Consider the following 15,495-nt stretch of genomic DNA (forward strand, 5'->3'; position numbering starts at 1 on the left):
GATCCTTGATTGGCTGACACAACCGGTCAAGGCAAAAGGAGTGAATATGTGACACCCCATACGGGGGGTCGGGAACGGCCGACGACTCAGCCGCGCCTACGGCTCCAGCCCCGGTGGCGGATCGCGCGGATGACCATGAACGCGATCGTGCCGAACAGCAGCACCTTGACGGCGATGATCAGCGGCCACGCCGTACCGGCCGCCACCGAGATGATCGCGAGCGCGGCGAGTAGGAACAACGGGAACGGGGGGTGCCGGTGCCGGTGCCGGAAGGCCGGGCCCCACGGGCCGTGGCGGCTTGGCCGGAAGCCATGGGAGTGCCGCCACGGCGCGGGCGGGCCGGACGTCCAGCCCCACTGCGGGCGACCCCAGGGGCCGTGCTGATGCCAGGGCCCGTGGTGCCAGGGAGCGGGGGGCCAGGACCCGTGGTGCCAGGGGTGCCAGGGACGCTCGTCGGCGCGGGTACCGAGGAAGGGCCGCGCGTCCGCCGGGTGCGGGCCGGGCAGGTCGGCGGTGAGTGCCTGCAGGTCCCGCGCGGTGCGGGCGCGCAGGGCGCTCTCCAGGCGCTCGTCGAGCTCGTCGGAGGTGAGGCGGCCCTGTGCGAAGTGCTCGCGCAGCGCCGCCATCACCTCGTCGCGCTCGGCGTCGCCGATCCTCAGGTCGCCGGCTCTCACATCGCCGGTTCTCACATCGGCGATTCTCTGGTCGCCGATGCTCGGCTCGCCCGGCGTCGGGCGCGTCCGGAACTCGTCGGGCCGAGGGGCGTCGGGCCTGGGGTCGTCGGTCCGGGGCTCGTTCACTTTGCGGGTCTCACTCCTCGTCGGGGTCGCCGTCGGCCAGGATCTGGTAGAGCTTGCGCCGGGTCTCGGCCAGGGCCTGCTTCGCCTGCCGTACCTGGGCGTCGCTGCCGGTCTGCAGCACCTGGAACAGGGCGGCGGCCGTCTGGCGTCCCAGATCCATGATCTCCCAGGCGCTGTCGTCGACCTGCGGGGTCATCTCCTCCCACGGGGCGCGGACATCGTCGGCGTGCTCGGCCACGTAGGCGCGGCCGGCATCGGTGAGGTGGAAGGTCTTGCGCCCGTCGGTCTCCTCGGCGCGCACCAGGCCCTCGTCGGTGAGCTGCTGCAGAGCCGGGTAGACCGCGCCGGGGCTGGGCTTCCAGCCGCCCTGGCTGCGCTCGGCGATCTCCTGGATGATCTGGTAGCCGTTGCGCGGCTCCTCCGACAGCAGCGCGAGGATCGCGGCGCGCACGTCGCCGCGCTTGGCCTTGCGTCCCCGGCTCCATCCGGGACGCCCGCCCCCGAACATGAACGAGCGGCCCCACGGGCCGGGCCCGAAGTCCCAGGCGAAGCCGCGCGGCCCTCGCGGACCGCGGTGCCGGTGCTCGTGCCGTTCGTGCGCGGCGCCGTGGCCGGGGTGCCCGCCCCACGCCTCCGTCATCGTGGTGATCAGGTTCTTCAACTCCCTGCGGAGGGCTCTCGGGTCGGGCCAGGGGGCGTTTATCCCGGCCCCGCCCATGCTGAATGCGTTGGTCATTGATCGCACCTTTCGATCTAGTTCGACTGTTCTCGATGCTTCAACGATATATCGGAAAACAGTCGCCGGCAACGGTCGAGAGAGTGACTCAGATCACAACTCGATCACGCCGCGGTCGGGAACATGTCACGGAGCCCGGCCGTTGAAGAGACCGACGGACGGGATCGTTCCGCTCTGAGAGGGCTGGGGGGTGCTCTTGGAATGGAGCGGTCCTGTCCGTCTGTCCGGGGCCTTCGCGATGCTCACCCCAGTGAACGCGCACCCTGGGAACGGCGTTCCTGGGCGAGGTGTCGTCAAATCCCGCCCCTGCAAGCAGCATCCGCAAACTTCTTCGCCAAACGGGCCAAGTACCCCGCCTTGAAGACGCCCAACCGGGCCGCGCCGGCCCCCCTGCTCTCGTCGCTCTGTGCCAATCTGTGCCGGTCTGTGGTCGCCCGGTCGCCGGTACGTCACCTGGCGTGGCCGCCGGGGAGCTGTGTCCGGGATGTCCCTGTGGAATGACCGGGAAGGGCTGTCGTCGAGTCCCGCCATGCCGTACAGTCACCCAGCGTGATCATGAAAGTGGTGATATGCGGATGATGGGGCACTCGCACGCGTTGAGCGGCGCGGTGATCTGGCTGGCGTCCGCGCCGGCGCTCGCCGGGCTCACGCCCGTGGCGGGAAACGCGCTGCTGCCGGCAGAGCTGCTCGCGGGGGCGCTGGTGTGCGCGGGGGCCGCGATGCTGCCCGACCTGGACCATCCCAGCGCGACGATCGCCCAGACCTTCGGCCCGGCCACCTGGTTGCTGAGCAAGGCGGTCAACTTCCTCAGCGGCGGGCATCGCCACGCCACCCACTCCCTGCTGTTCTGCGTCGCCACGGGGCTCGGCGCGCACGCGCTCGCGCAGTACAGCACGGTCGGCCGGGACATCGTGGTCGTGCTGATGATCGGGCTGGCGCTGCGCGCGCTCGCCGTCGGCGTGCCGGGCCGGACGATCACCTCGGCCGTGGTGAACATCCTGCTCACGGCGGCCCTTTTCCTGATCTTCGGCTCGCTCGGGGTGGGGTACGGCTGGCTCGGCCTGGCGGTGGGGATCGGCGCGTTCGCCCACGTCGTCGGCGACTGCCTGACCGAGCGGGGCTGCCCGGTGCTGTGGCCGATCAAGGGGCGGTGGCTGCTGCCGTACAAGATCGGGTTCAAGACCGGCAAGGCGTTCGAGCAGAAGCTGCTCGCGCCGGCGCTGTCGGTGGGGATCGTGGTTCTGCTGTACCTGCGGCTCATGCCGGGGATCACCATGGGTTAACTTGATATCGAGATATCGCGCAAGATATCTTGATGTCGAGACACTTGCCGCGGGCGGTAGTGCGGTGCGGGTGAGGGCACCCTGACCGACGATGCCGCATCGTGCATGCGGCAGGATTCATGGGGAAAAGTGGCCTCTTTGGAACCTCATATTGGCAGGGCCACCGACAGGGAACGAGGGAGGCGAATCTTCGTGTCCGCCAACAGCTTCGGCAGCCGTGACACGCTGCGCGTGGGCGACGCGTCATATGAGATCTATCGGCTGGACGCCGTCGAGGGGTCGGCGCGCCTCCCGTACAGCCTGAAGATCCTCTTGGAGAACCTGCTCCGCACCGAGGACGGCGCGAACATCACCGCCGACCACATCCGCGCCCTGGGCGGCTGGGACCCGAACGCCGCGCCCAGCGTGGAGATCCAGTTCACCCCGGCGCGCGTCATCATGCAGGACTTCACCGGCGTGCCGTGCGTCGTCGACCTGGCCACCATGCGCGAGGCCGTGCGCGACCTCGGCGGCGACCCGAACCGGATCAACCCGCTCGCCCCGGCCGAGATGGTCATCGACCACTCGGTCATCGTCGACTACTTCGGCGCCCCGGACGCCTTCCAGCGCAACGTCGAGCGCGAATACGAGCGCAACCACGAGCGTTACCAGTTCCTGCGCTGGGGCCAGGGCGCCTTCGACGAGTTCAAGGTGGTGCCGCCCGGCACCGGCATCGTGCACCAGGTCAACATCGAGCACCTGGCCCGCGTGGTGATGACCCGCGACGGCAAGGCGTACCCCGACACCTGCGTCGGCACCGACTCGCACACCACGATGGAGAACGGCCTCGGCGTGCTCGGCTGGGGCGTCGGCGGCATCGAGGCCGAGGCCGCGATGCTCGGCCAGCCGATCTCCATGCTGATCCCGCGCGTGGTCGGCTTCAAGCTCACCGGCGAGCTGCCGCCCGGCGCGACCGCCACCGACCTGGTGCTCACGGTCACCCAGATGCTGCGCGAGCACGGCGTGGTCGGCAAGTTCGTGGAGTTCTTCGGCGAGGGCGTCGGCTCGGTGCCGCTCGCCAACCGGGCCACGATCGGCAACATGAGCCCCGAGTTCGGCTCCACCTGCGCGATCTTCCCGATCGACGGCGAGACCCTCGCCTACCTGCGGCTCACCGGCCGCTCCGACGAGCAGATCGCGCTGGTCGAGGCGTACGCCAAGGCCCAGGGCCTGTGGCACGACCCGTCGCGTGAGCCGGTCTACTCCGAGTACATCGAGCTCGACCTCGCCACCGTCGTCCCGTCGATCGCCGGGCCGAAGCGCCCGCAGGACCGCATCGAGCTGTCGGCGGCCAAGCAGACCTGGCGGCGCGACGTGCGGGCGTACGTGAGCGACGACAGCGGCGTGGACGAGGCGTCGGCGGAGAGCTTCCCGGCCTCCGACCCGCCGGCCTCCAACGCGAGCGCCGACGGCGCCCGGCCGCACAAGCCGACCCCGGTCACGCTGGACGACGGCACCTCCTTCGAGATCGACCACGGCGCCGTCGTGATCGCCGCGATCACCTCCTGCACCAACACCTCCAACCCCTACGTCATGCTGGGCGCGGCGCTGCTGGCCAGGAACGCGGTCGACAAGGGCCTGACCCGCAAGCCGTGGGTGAAGACCTCGCTCGCGCCCGGCTCCCAGGTGGTCACCGGCTACTTCGAGCGCTCCGGGCTCACGCCGTACCTGGACAAGCTCGGCTTCAACCTCGTCGGCTACGGCTGCACCACCTGCATCGGCAACTCGGGCCCGCTCCCGGCGGAGATCAGCGAGGCGATCCAGTCCGCCGACCTCGCGGTGACCGCGGTGCTGTCCGGCAACCGCAACTTCGAGGGCCGGATCAACCCCGACGTGAAGATGAACTACCTGGCCTCGCCGCCGCTGGTGGTCGCCTACGCGCTCGCCGGCACCATGGACATCGACCTGGACACCGAGCCGCTCGGCACCGGCTCCGACGGCGAGCCCGTCTACCTGCGCGACATCTGGCCCTCGCCGGAGGAGGTCGCCGAGGTGGTGAACGCCTCGATCGGCCAGGACATGTTCAAGCAGCGGTACGCCGACGTGTTCAAGGGCGACGAGCACTGGGCGGCCCTGCCGGTGCCGACCGGCAGCACCTTCGCCTGGGACCCGGACTCCACCTACGTCCGCAAGGCGCCCTACTTCGACGGCATGCCGGAGAAGCCCGCCCCGGTGACCGACATCACCGGCGCCCGGGTGCTCGCGCTGCTCGGCGACTCGGTCACCACCGACCACATCTCGCCCGCCGGCTCCATCAAGGCCGACTCGCCCGCGGGCACATACCTGCGCGAGCACGGCGTCGAGGTGAAGGACTTCAACTCCTACGGCTCGCGCCGCGGCAACCACGAGGTGATGATCCGCGGCACGTTCGCCAACATCCGGCTGCGCAACCAGATCGCCCCCGGCACCGAGGGCGGCTGGACCCGCGACTTCACCCAGGAGGGCGCGCCGGTCACCACGATCTACGACGCCTCGGTCAACTACCAGGCGTCGGGCATCCCGCTGGTGGTCCTGGCGGGCAAGGAGTACGGCTCGGGCTCCTCGCGCGACTGGGCGGCCAAGGGCACCGCGCTGCTCGGCGTGCGCGCCGTCATCGCCCAGTCGTACGAGCGCATCCACCGCTCGAACCTGATCGGCATGGGCGTGCTGCCGCTGCAGTTCCCCGAAGGCGAGTCGGCCGCGTCGCTCGGCCTCGCGGGCGACGAGACCTTCGACATCGTCGGCATCGAGGAGCTCAACTCCGGCGCCACCCCGGCCACCGTCACCGTCCGCGCCTCCGGCCCCGGCGGCCGGACCACCGAATTCCAGGCCGTCGTACGCATCGACACCCCCGGCGAGGCGGACTACTACCGCCACGGCGGAATCATGCAGTACGTGTTGCGCTCCCTGCTCGCCAAGAGCTGAGCAGGGCCATCGGGGGAACAACCCGAGACCGGGTCCGCCCGGCGAACCATCCCTTCGCCGGGCGGACCTGCTTCGGCCTACCTGCCCTGGCGGGCCTCCTCTGGCGGACCTGCCCGGATTTGCCCCGGATTTGCCACGGATTTGCTCCGTCAGGGATGCGTCAGGCGTTGTCGAAGATCGCGATTTCGGCCTGGTAGTCGGCCCACGCCGCCGGATCCGCCATCGTCCCATGCACGGCCGCCCGGAACTCGGCCACGAACCTCTTGTGCTCGTAGTCGAAGACGGCTTCTTCGATGATCGCGGTCATCGGTGCACCTGCTTCTCGTGCGAGTTTGGCGATCCTGTCGCGAAGCGCGACGCTGACGCGTATCGGCGTGCTCTTCTGATCCTCATGCACACTTGTCAGGCTAAGCTCGTGTCTTCTTCTCAGTACGGCACTCCGATCACTCTTGTGTATCGGATGGATGCTTAACGTAATCACCACATTGTGGAGTGCCGGATCCGTGCACGTGGGGGCGTCGGGCGGGGTGCGCCGTCGGCAAACCGGTCGATAAATGGAGCGACCAGGACAGCGCTCGCGGGCTAGCGTGCGACTGCATGGATGATTGCCTGCTGAGTGGGTTGTGCGCCGGTGCGTACGCGGCCATGGGCGCCGGGCGGGGTGCGGGGCCGGGCCTGTCGCTGGATGTGGGGGCGGTTGTGGCGCCGTTGCTGGTGGCCGGGGTGGCGGTGCTGGTCGGGGCGCTGGTGCAGAGCGCGGTCGGGCTGGGGCTGGCGCTGCTGGCCGCGCCCGTGATGACGCTGCTCGATCCGACGGTGATGCCGGGCGCGCTGCAGGTGCTCGCGTTCGTGTTGCCGTTGCTCTCGCTGGCGTCGGAGTGGCGGCACGTGGACTGGCGCGGCGTGCGGTGGGTGCTGCTCGGGCGGTTGCCGGGCACGCTCGCCGGGGTCTGGGTGGTCAAGACCGCCTCGCCGGACGCGCTGGCGGTGATCATCGGGACGATGGTGCTCGTCGCCGTGGCGCTGACGGGCTCGGCGGTGAGCGTGGCGCGCACCCCGCGGACGCTCGCGCTGGCGGGCGCGGTCGCGGGGGTGACCGGCACCGCGACCAGCATCGGCGGGCCGCCGGTGGCGCTGGTCTACCAGAGCGCCAAGGGACCGCAGATCCGTGCCACGCTCGCCCTGTGCTTCGCCGCGGGCGCGCTGCTGTCGATGACGGCCCTGGCGGCCGGGGGCGAGCTCCCGGCGCGTGCGCTGCTCACCGGGGCGGTGCTGCTGCCGTTCGTGTTCGCGGGCTTCGCGGTGGCGGGGTCGCTGCGGCGGCGGCTGGACGGCGGGCGGATCCGGATCGCCGTGCTGGCGGTGGCCGCGGCCTCGGCCGTGGCGCTGATCGTCCGCGGGCTGTGGTGGAACGCGCTGACGTAACGACGGCGTTTCTGGATTGTTATCCGGTACAACAAATTCACCCCCCCAGAGGTCTGGCGTTGCTGGCCGCCGCGGTTTACGTTGCCGCAAACAACATTCATCCGAACGGTGAAGCCGTGACCCGGCGCTCGCCGTACCGGTCGCTTGTTCGGCCGGCACAACTGCACAGACCCCGGGCCACGCCCACGGGCGCGACCCACAGCAGAAAGGACCCGTGCTCCCATGCGCAAGGGGATCTTCACTCTGGCCGCCGGAGCGGCGGCGCTGTCTCTCGGTCTCACCGCCTGCGGGGGCGACGGCGGCGGGACCACCACGGCCCAGGGCGGCGGCGCGTCGTCCTCGGCCGCGCCGGCCAAGCCCGGCAAGATCGGCGTCATCCTTCCCGACAGCAAGTCCTCGGCCCGCTGGGAGACCGCGGACCGCAAGTATCTGTCCGAGGCGTTCCAGGCCGCGGGCGTCGAGTTCGACATCCAGAACGCCCAGGGCGACAAGAACCAGTTCCAGACGATCGCCGACCAGATGATCACCAACGGCGCGACCGTGCTGGTGATCGTCAACCTGGACAGCGGCACCGGCAAGGCCGTGCTCGACAAGGCCAAGCAGCAGGGCGTCGCCACGATCGACTACGACCGGCTCACCCTGGGCGGCAGCGCCTCGTACTACGTCAGCTTCGACAACACCAAGGTGGGCACGCTGCAGGGCGAGGGCCTGGTCAAGTGCCTGACCGACAAGAAGGCCGACAAGCCCATCGTGGCCGAGCTCAACGGCTCGCCCACGGACAACAACGCCACGCTGTTCAAGAACGGCTACGACGGCGTGCTCAAGCCGAAGTACGACTCCGGCGAGTACGTCAAGGGCCCGGACCAGTCGGTGCCGGACTGGGACAACGCCCAGGCCGCGACCATCTTCGAGCAGATGCTCACCAGCGAGCCCAAGATCGCCGGTGTGCTCGCCGCGAACGACGGTCTCGGCAACGCCGCGATCACCGTGCTCCGCAAGCAGAAGCTGAACGGCAAGGTCCCGGTCACCGGCCAGGACGCCACCGTACAGGGCCTGCAGAACATCCTCGCCGGCGACCAGTGCATGACCGTCTACAAGGCGATCAAGAAGGAGGCCGACGCGGCCGCCGGCCTCGCCGTCGCCCTCGCCAAGGGCGAGAAGCCGACCGTCAGCGGCTCGGTGAAGGACCCCGAGGGCAACCGTGACGTGCCCTCCGTCCTGGAGGAGCCGCAGGCGATCTTCTTCGAGAACGTCAAGGACGTGGTGGCGGACGGCTTCGTCACCAAGGACGAGCTGTGCACCGACGACTACGCCGACAAGTGCAAGGAAGCCGGCATCGAGTGACACCGTCCGCCGTGCCGCCGCCCCGCCGTCCGGGGCGGCGGCACGGCCACGGCAGCCAGGACAGGAGAGCAACGAGGGAGTGCAGTGTCGTCGACGTCCAGGGACTCCAGCCCCCGCCCAACCGAGCCACGCTCGTCCGGGTCAGGGGAACCGGAGGCCGCGCAGCCCATCCTGCAGCTGCGCGGGATCAACAAGAGCTTCGGCCCGGTGCAGGTGCTGCACGACGTCGCCTTCTCGGCACGCGCCGGTGAGGTGACCGCGCTCGTCGGTGACAACGGTGCCGGCAAGTCCACGCTCGTCAAGTGCATCGGCGGCATCTACGCCATCGACCGCGGCGAGTACCTGTTCGAGGGCAGGCCGGTGCACGTGCACACGCCGCGCGACGCCGCCGCCCTCGGCATCGAGATCGTGTACCAGGACCTCGCGCTGTGCGACAACCTGGACATCGTCCAGAACATGTTCCTGGGCCGCGAACGCAAGAGCGGCATGGTCCTCGACGAGGACACCATGGAGCACATGGCGGCCAAGACGCTGGAGGGGCTGTCGGTCCGCACCGTCAAGTCGATCCGTCAGCAGGTCTCCAGCCTCTCCGGCGGTCAGCGGCAGACCGTCGCCATCGCCAAGGCCGTGCTGTGGAACAGCAAGGTCGTCATCCTCGACGAGCCGACCGCCGCGCTCGGCGTCGCCCAGACCGCGCAGGTCCTTGAGCTGGTACGGCGGCTCGCAGACAACGGCCTGGCCGTCGTGCTGATCTCACACAACATGAACGACGTCTTCGCCGTGGCCGACCGGATCGCGGCCCTGTACCTCGGGCGGATGGCCGCGGAGGTCAAGGCGTCCGAGGTCACCCACGCCCAGGTCGTCGAGCTGATCACCGCCGGCCGCAGCGGGGATCTCGGTCTCACCAACGGCAACGGGGGCGGCAACGGGGTCACGGAAGGCAAGGAGGCGTCATGAGCACGACGATGGCCCCCGAACGCACCGCCCAGCCGTCCACCCTCGGCTCGGGAATGCGCGGTTACCTGGAGCGGGTGCGCGGCGGAGACATGGGCGCGCTGCCCGCCGTGTTCGGCCTTGTGGTGCTGTGCGTGGTCTTCGCCACCCTGCGGCCCGCGTTCCTGACACCGATCAACTTCGCCAACCTGTTCACCCAGGGCGCGCAGATCACCGTGATCGCGATGGGCCTGGTCTTCGTGCTGCTGCTCGGCGAGATCGACCTGTCGGCGGGCTTCGCCAGCGGCGTCTGCGCGGCCGTGCTCGCGGTGACGCTGACCAACCAGGGCCTGCCCTGGTACGTCTCCACCATCGCGGCGATCATCACCGGCATGGTGATCGGCCTCGTGCTCGGCACGCTCGTCGCCAAGGTCGGGATTCCGTCGTTCGTGGTGACGCTCGCCGGATTCCTCGCCTTCCAGGGCGTGGTGCTGCTGCTGGTCAGCGGCGGCACCAACATCTCCATCCGGGACGAGGTCATCCTCGCCATCGCCAACCGGAACCTGCCGCCCGCGCTGAGCTGGGCGCTGTTCGCCGTGGGCGTCGTCGGCTACGCGGGCGTGCAACTGCTGCGCGCCTACCGGCGCAGGCAGCGCGACCTGCCCGCCGACCCGATGTCCCTGATCGCGTTCCGGGTGGGCATGCTCGCGGTGATCGCCGGTGTCGCGGTCTACATCCTCAACCTGGAGCGCAGCCGCAACGCGCTGATCGTCTCGCTCAAGGGCGTTCCGGTGGTGGTGCCGCTCATCGTGCTGCTGCTGATCCTGTGGACCTTCGTGCTCAGGCGCACCGCCTTCGGCCGCCACATCTACGCCGTCGGCGGCAACGCCGAGGCCGCCCGCCGGGCCGGCATCAACGTCGACCGCATCAAGATCTCGGCGTTCGTCATCTGCTCCACCATGGCGGCGATCGGCGGCATCATCGCGGCCTCCCGCGGAGCCTCGGTCGACCCCAACACCGGCGGCAGCAACGTGCTGCTGTGGGCGGTGGGCGCGGCCGTGATCGGCGGCACGAGCCTGTTCGGCGGCAAGGGCCGGGTGATGGACGCGGTGCTCGGCGGCGCGGTGATCGCCGTCATCGACAACGGCATGGGCCTGATGGGCTACAGCTCGGGCGTGAAGTACATCGTCACCGGAGCGGTGCTGCTGCTCGCGGCCGGCGTTGACGCGATCTCGCGTAAACGCGCCGCGGCGTCTGGTCTAAGGTGATTCCCGACCGGGACTCTCCCACGGCCGGCACTGCAGGGGCTCCACAAATGATGCGCGCGGGACCCTCGCAGGAGGAGATTCGCCGCCACAACCTCGGCGTCCTCCTGCGACACGTCCACCTCGGCGGCCCGACCTCACGGGCCGAGCTGACCAGCCGGATGGGGCTCAATCGCAGCACCATCATGGCGCTCACCGCCGATCTGACGGCGGCGGGCCTGGTCCGTGAGGAGCTTCCGAAGGAGACCGGCAGGGCCGGCCGGCCGTCGCTGGTCGTCCGGCCCGAGTCGGCGCGCGTGTACGTGCTCGCCTTCGACGTCGGCGTGGACCGCGTGGTGGCGGCACGGGTGGGCCTCGGCGGGGTCATCCTCGACCGCCGCGAGGCGCCCCGGGCCCGCGGCCCGTTCGACCTGGAGGCGCTCACCACCCAGCTCGCCGGGTTCGCGCGGCAGATGCTGCGCAAGACCCGCCCCGACACCGTGTGCGTGGGGGCCGCGGCCGCGTTCGCCGGCGGGGTGCGCGCCGCGGACGGGCTGGTCAAGTTCGGCCCCAACCTCGGCGCCACGGACGTGCCCTTCGGCGAGGAGCTGGCCCGCAGGCTCGGCCTCGGCCTGCCCGTGTCGGTGGGCAACGACGCCAACCTCGGCGCGCTCGCCGAGCACACCCGCGGCATCGGGGTCGGCTGCCGCGACCTGATCTACCTGCACGGCGACGTCGGCATCGGCGGCGGCGTCATCGTGGGCGGCCAGCTGCTCAGCGGCCACTCCGGGTACGGCGGCGAGGTCGGCCACATGGTGGTGAACCCCGGGGGGCGGCTGTGCGGCTGCGGCTCCCGGGGCTGCCTGGAGGCCGAGGTGGGCGAGCGCACCGTGCTTGAGGCGGCCGGGCGCGTGGAGGACCACGTCGGCCGCGACGCGATCCGCGACGTGGTCGACGCCGCCGACCGCGGCGACATCATGGCGCAGGGCGCGCTCATGCGGGTCGGCGACTGGCTCGGCATCGGCGTGGCCAACCTCGTCAACATCTTCAACCCCGAAATCGTGATCTTCGGCGGGATGCTCCGCGACATCTACCTCGGGTCCGCGGCCCAGGTACGCAGCCGGATCGCGACCGGCGCGCTGGCCGGCACCCGCGAGCGGCTGAGGCTGCGCACCTCGGCCCTGGGCGACGACGCCACCCTGACGGGCGCGGCCGAGCTGGCCTTCTCCCAGGTGCTCTCCGACCCCCTTGAGGTTCTGGCGCGGGTCGGCGCCCCCTAGTCGTGACGCGCCGCCACGAGGGTCTTCGCATGATCAGCAGAGCTTAGGGGAGCGACCACGGGGGCGTAAAGCGACCTGAGCCCGTTTTGCCGGTTCATCCGACGCCGGTACCCAAACCGTTGTGTGAAGGTTGTGTGCAATCGGATGGGGACCCTTCAGGACGGGCAACTAGACTCGCCAATGTTTCGACAAGAGCGGAGGCGATGGCGCGGTGGGCGTGCTGGATTCGGTCGGCGGACCGGAGGATCTCAAGCGGCTTGACGCGGACGAGCTCACCCTGCTCGCGGCGGAGATCCGCGACCTGCTCGTCTCCTCGGTCGCCCGCGGCGGCGGCCACCTCGGCCCCAACCTCGGCGTGGTCGAGCTGACCATCGCCCTGCACCGGGTCTTCGACTCCCCGCACGACCCGATCCTGTGGGACACCGGCCATCAGGCGTACGTGCACAAGATGCTCACCGGCCGGGCCGGCGACTTCGGCACGCTGCGCCAGGAGGGCGGCCTGTCCGGCTACCCCAGCCAGGCCGAGTCCGAGCACGACTTCATCGAGAACTCGCACGCCTCCACCGCCCTGTCGTACGCCGACGGCATGGCCAAGGCGATGCGCCTGCGCGGCGAGTCCGGCCGCAGCGTCGTGGCGGTGATCGGCGACGGCGCGCTCACCGGCGGCATGGCCTGGGAGGCGCTCAACAACATCGCCGCCCGCAAGGACCTGCCGATCGTCATCGTGGTGAACGACAACGGCCGGTCGTACTCGCCGACGATCGGCGGCCTCGCCACCCACCTGGCCTCGCTGCGCGCCACCCAGAACTACGAGCACGCGCTGGAGTTCATCAAGGAGAACCTCGGCCGCGTCCCCATCGTCGGCGCCCCCCTGTACGAGACGCTGCACGGCGTCAAGAAGGGCCTGAAGGACATCCTCGCCCCGCAGGTGATGTTCGAGGACCTCGGCCTGAAGTACCTCGGCCCCGTCGACGGGCACGACCTGGCCGCCGTGGAGGCGGCGCTGCGCAGCGCCAGGGACTTCCGCGGCCCGGTGATCGTGCACGCGATCACCCGCAAGGGCATGGGCTACAGCCCGGCGGAGAACCACGACGAGGACAACTTCCACTCCCCGCAGCCGTTCGACATCGCCACCGGCGAGGAGCGGCCCCGGGCGCACGGCTGGACCAACGTGTTCAGCGAGGAGATCGTCCGGCTCGGCAAGGAACGCGAGGAGCTCGTGGCGATCACCGCCGCGATGCTGCACCCCACCGGCCTGGCCCAGTTCGCCGAGGAGTACCCCGACCGCATCTTCGACGTCGGCATCGCCGAGCAGCACGCCCTCACCTCCGCCGCCGGGCTCGCCCTCGGCGGCATGCGCCCGGTCGTGGCGATCTACTCCACGTTCCTCAACCGCGCGTTCGACCAGTTGCTGATGGACGTCGCGCTGCACCGCCTGCCGGTCACGCTCGTGCTCGACCGGGCAGGAGTCACCGGCGACGACGGCGCCAGCCACAACGGCATGTGGGACCTGTCGATCCTGCAGGTGGTGCCGAACCTGTCGATCGCCGTGCCGCGCGACGGCGAGCGGCTGCGCGAACTGCTCGGCGAGGCGATCGCCATCGACGACGGCCCCACCGCCATCCGCTTCCCCAAGGGAGCGCTGCCGGAGGACCTCGACGCCGTCGGCAAGCTCGGCGGCATGGACGTGCTGCGCGCCGGCGACGCCGACGTGCTGATCGTGGCGGTCGGCCCGATGGCCGAGATCTGCGTCGAGGCCGCCGACCTGCTCGACGCCCAGGGCATCTCCGCCACCGTCGTGGACCCCCGCTGGGTCAAGCCGCTGGACGAGTCGCTGATCCTCGCCGCCCAGGCGCACCGGCTCGTCGTCGTGGTCGAGGACAACGGCCGCGTCGGCGGCGTCGGCGACGCCGTCGCCCGAATGCTGCGCGACGCCGGAGTCGACACGCCGGTCCGCACCTACGGCATCCCACAGCGTTTCCTGTCACACGCCAAGCGCCCCAGCGTCCTCACCCGCGCCGGGCTCACCGGGCGGGACATCGCCCGCGGGGTCACCGAGGCGATGGCGGGCCGTACGACGCCGCTGGAGCACGCCTCCGGATGACCGCCGCAGCCGACCCCGGCCACGACATGAGCGGCGACCGAGACCGGGGGCGCGCCGCTGGTTGTGATCGTGTCGGCGGCACGGGCGGCGGCCGTGGCCGGGATCGCGACGCCGGTCGTGATCGCGTCGGCGGTACGGGCGGCGGTCGAGGCCGGGGGCGCGCCGCTGGTTGTGATCGTGCTGGCGGTACGGGCGGCGGCCGTGGCCGGGGGCGCGGCCTCGGTTGTGATCGTGATGCCGACGCGGGCCGCGGCCTGGCTGCGATCGCGCCGCTGCCCGGGATCCGGCACGGATCGTGTCGGCGTACGCGTCACGGGTAAGCGCGTCCATGGGTGAGCGCGTCATGGATGAGCACGTCATCGGCCTCGACGTCGGCGGCACCGGCGCCCGCGGCCTGCTCGCGGATCTGAACGGCACGCCGCTGGCCCGGGCGCGGCGCGACCGGGACTCCGGCGGCGACGGCACGGGCGGGGGCGGCGGCACGGGCGGGGACGTTCTGGTCAGGTTGGTCGAAGACCTGCTGGCGGCGGCGGGCGTGACCCGCGCCGAGGCCGTGGTGCTGGGCAGCACGGGAGCGTCCGGCCTGGGGGAAACGCCGCGTGCGACGCTGCCGGGCCTGCTCGGCGCGGCGGCCGGCGCGGGCGAGGTGCTGTTCGTCTCCGACGCGCTCATCTCCTACATCGGCGCCCTCGGGCTCGCCGGAGGAGCCGTGATCGCCGCCGGAACCGGCGCGGTCGCCGTCGGGTCCGACGGACGCGGCACCTGGCGCAAGGTGGACGGATGGGGCCACCTGCTCGGCGACGACGGCGGAGGCGCGTGGATCGGGCGAGCCGGTCTCGCGGCCGCGTTGCGTCACCACGACGGCAGGCCCGACGGGTCGCCCGCGCTCCTGGCGGCCCTCAACCGGCGCTTCGGCGGCCCCGCCGAACTGATCGCGGACGTCTACACCCGCGCCGACCGCGCGACCCTGCTGGCCCGCTTCGTGCCGGACGTGGCCGCCGCTGCGGCGGACGGCGACCCGGTGGCCGCCGCCGTCCTAGACCGGGCGGGCGAGCACCTGGCGGAGACGGCCATGGCCGCCCTGCCCCCCGGCGCCCCCCGCGTGGTCTCTCATGCCGGCAGCCTTATCCCCGGCGTCGCCCGCGTGGCCGACGCGTTCTCCCGGCGGCTCGCCGAGGCCGGGGTCGAGGCGGCCGAACCCCGGGGGGCAGCGGTCGACGGCGCCGTGCTGCTCGCGGCGGCGATGCTCGGCGGCGGCCTCCCGCCCGGCCTGCCGGAATCCGGGTTGATACTTGGCGGATGGCGTGAACGAGTTGTTCCAGGGGCCTGACTCGATCACTGGCATGGGGCACGATTCGTCGGCGTCGCCCGTCTGGCCTGCGGGAGTCCGGGTTGATACTCGG

13 protein-coding genes are annotated in these 15,495 nt (G+C 71.0%); 10 read left to right on the forward strand and 3 right to left on the reverse strand.

Annotated elements, in window-relative coordinates:
* Positions 1-86: 86 nt before the first annotated feature.
* Together AB0K60_RS01995 and AB0K60_RS02000 are read right to left on the reverse strand one after the other, a co-directional pair.
* The gene (locus tag AB0K60_RS01995) at positions 87-800 is read right to left on the reverse strand and encodes a DUF1707 domain-containing protein (RefSeq protein WP_364047527.1); all 714 of its coding nucleotides are present in this window, start codon (positions 798-800) and stop codon (positions 87-89) included.
* Positions 801-810: 10 nt separating this feature from the next.
* Positions 811-1,536, reverse strand: a complete 726-nt coding sequence (locus tag AB0K60_RS02000; protein ID WP_364047529.1) for a PadR family transcriptional regulator — start codon at positions 1,534-1,536, stop codon at positions 811-813.
* A gap of 569 nt (positions 1,537-2,105) precedes the next feature.
* Between AB0K60_RS02000 and AB0K60_RS02005 the strand changes: the two genes are divergently transcribed.
* Both AB0K60_RS02005 and acnA read left to right on the forward strand, forming a co-directional pair.
* Complete coding sequence (locus AB0K60_RS02005) at positions 2,106-2,819, forward strand: metal-dependent hydrolase (protein WP_364047531.1); 714 nt, start codon at positions 2,106-2,108, stop codon at positions 2,817-2,819.
* 192 nt (positions 2,820-3,011) lie between these two features.
* On the forward strand, positions 3,012-5,762 hold the full coding sequence (gene acnA / locus AB0K60_RS02010) for an aconitate hydratase AcnA (protein ID WP_364047533.1): 2,751 nt from the start codon (positions 3,012-3,014) through the stop codon (positions 5,760-5,762).
* Positions 5,763-5,922: 160 nt separating this feature from the next.
* On the opposite strand, the gene AB0K60_RS02015 is transcribed toward acnA, so the two are convergent.
* The gene (locus AB0K60_RS02015) at positions 5,923-6,159 is read right to left on the reverse strand and encodes a hypothetical protein (RefSeq protein WP_364047535.1); all 237 of its coding nucleotides are present in this window, start codon (positions 6,157-6,159) and stop codon (positions 5,923-5,925) included.
* A 200-nt stretch (positions 6,160-6,359) separates the two neighbouring features.
* On the opposite strand from AB0K60_RS02015, the gene AB0K60_RS02020 reads away from it, so the two are divergent.
* The 8 genes from AB0K60_RS02020 (at position 6,360) to AB0K60_RS02055 (ending at position 15,422) form a co-directional block, all read left to right on the forward strand.
* Entirely contained in the window at positions 6,360-7,187 is an 828-nt protein-coding gene (locus AB0K60_RS02020; protein ID WP_364047537.1) for a sulfite exporter TauE/SafE family protein, read from the forward strand.
* A 222-nt stretch (positions 7,188-7,409) separates the two neighbouring features.
* Positions 7,410-8,531, forward strand: coding sequence for a substrate-binding domain-containing protein (locus tag AB0K60_RS02025; protein ID WP_364047539.1), 1,122 nt, complete (start codon positions 7,410-7,412; stop codon positions 8,529-8,531).
* Between the two features lie 177 nt (positions 8,532-8,708).
* Positions 8,709-9,488: an ATP-binding cassette domain-containing protein gene (locus tag AB0K60_RS02030; RefSeq protein ID WP_364048135.1), complete on the forward strand. Its 780-nt coding sequence runs from the start codon at positions 8,709-8,711 to the stop codon at positions 9,486-9,488.
* Positions 9,485-10,732 carry an ABC transporter permease gene (locus AB0K60_RS02035; RefSeq protein ID WP_364047541.1) on the forward strand — a complete coding sequence of 416 codons (1,248 nt, stop codon included), beginning with the start codon at positions 9,485-9,487 and terminating at the stop codon, positions 10,730-10,732. Before AB0K60_RS02030 ends, AB0K60_RS02035 begins: the two co-directional genes overlap by 4 nt.
* Before the next feature lie 50 nt (positions 10,733-10,782).
* Positions 10,783-11,988: an ROK family transcriptional regulator gene (locus tag AB0K60_RS02040; protein ID WP_364048137.1), complete on the forward strand. Its 1,206-nt coding sequence runs from the start codon at positions 10,783-10,785 to the stop codon at positions 11,986-11,988.
* Positions 11,989-12,199: 211 nt separating this feature from the next.
* Entirely contained in the window at positions 12,200-14,092 is a 1,893-nt protein-coding gene (gene dxs, locus AB0K60_RS02045) for a 1-deoxy-D-xylulose-5-phosphate synthase (RefSeq protein WP_364047543.1), read from the forward strand.
* Between the two features lie 69 nt (positions 14,093-14,161).
* Positions 14,162-14,428 (forward strand): hypothetical protein, encoded by a 267-nt coding sequence (locus AB0K60_RS02050; RefSeq protein WP_364047545.1) that lies wholly within the window; start codon positions 14,162-14,164, stop codon positions 14,426-14,428.
* A gap of 7 nt (positions 14,429-14,435) precedes the next feature.
* Positions 14,436-15,422, forward strand: a complete 987-nt coding sequence (locus AB0K60_RS02055) for a BadF/BadG/BcrA/BcrD ATPase family protein (protein WP_364047547.1) — start codon at positions 14,436-14,438, stop codon at positions 15,420-15,422.
* The last annotated feature ends 73 nt before the right edge of the window (positions 15,423-15,495 follow it).

It is taken from the genome of Thermopolyspora sp. NPDC052614 (genome assembly GCF_040678635.1).
GTDB lineage: Bacteria > Actinomycetota > Actinomycetes > Streptosporangiales > Streptosporangiaceae > Thermopolyspora.

What these genes read in the sequence shown, in the direction of transcription:
- AB0K60_RS02000 (WP_364047529.1), bottom strand. Translation starts at nt 1,536, where the DNA reads ATGACCAACGCATTCAGCATGGGCGGGGCCGGGATAAACGCCCCCTGG.
- AB0K60_RS02005 (WP_364047531.1), top strand. Translation starts at nt 2,106, where the DNA reads ATGCGGATGATGGGGCACTCGCACGCGTTGAGCGGCGCGGTGATCTGG.
- AB0K60_RS02020 (WP_364047537.1), top strand. Translation starts at nt 6,360, where the DNA reads ATGGATGATTGCCTGCTGAGTGGGTTGTGCGCCGGTGCGTACGCGGCC.
- AB0K60_RS02025 (WP_364047539.1), top strand. Translation starts at nt 7,410, where the DNA reads ATGCGCAAGGGGATCTTCACTCTGGCCGCCGGAGCGGCGGCGCTGTCT.
- AB0K60_RS02035 (WP_364047541.1), top strand. Translation starts at nt 9,485, where the DNA reads ATGAGCACGACGATGGCCCCCGAACGCACCGCCCAGCCGTCCACCCTC.
- AB0K60_RS02040 (WP_364048137.1), top strand. Translation starts at nt 10,783, where the DNA reads ATGCGCGCGGGACCCTCGCAGGAGGAGATTCGCCGCCACAACCTCGGC.
- AB0K60_RS02055 (WP_364047547.1), top strand. Translation starts at nt 14,436, where the DNA reads ATGGATGAGCACGTCATCGGCCTCGACGTCGGCGGCACCGGCGCCCGC.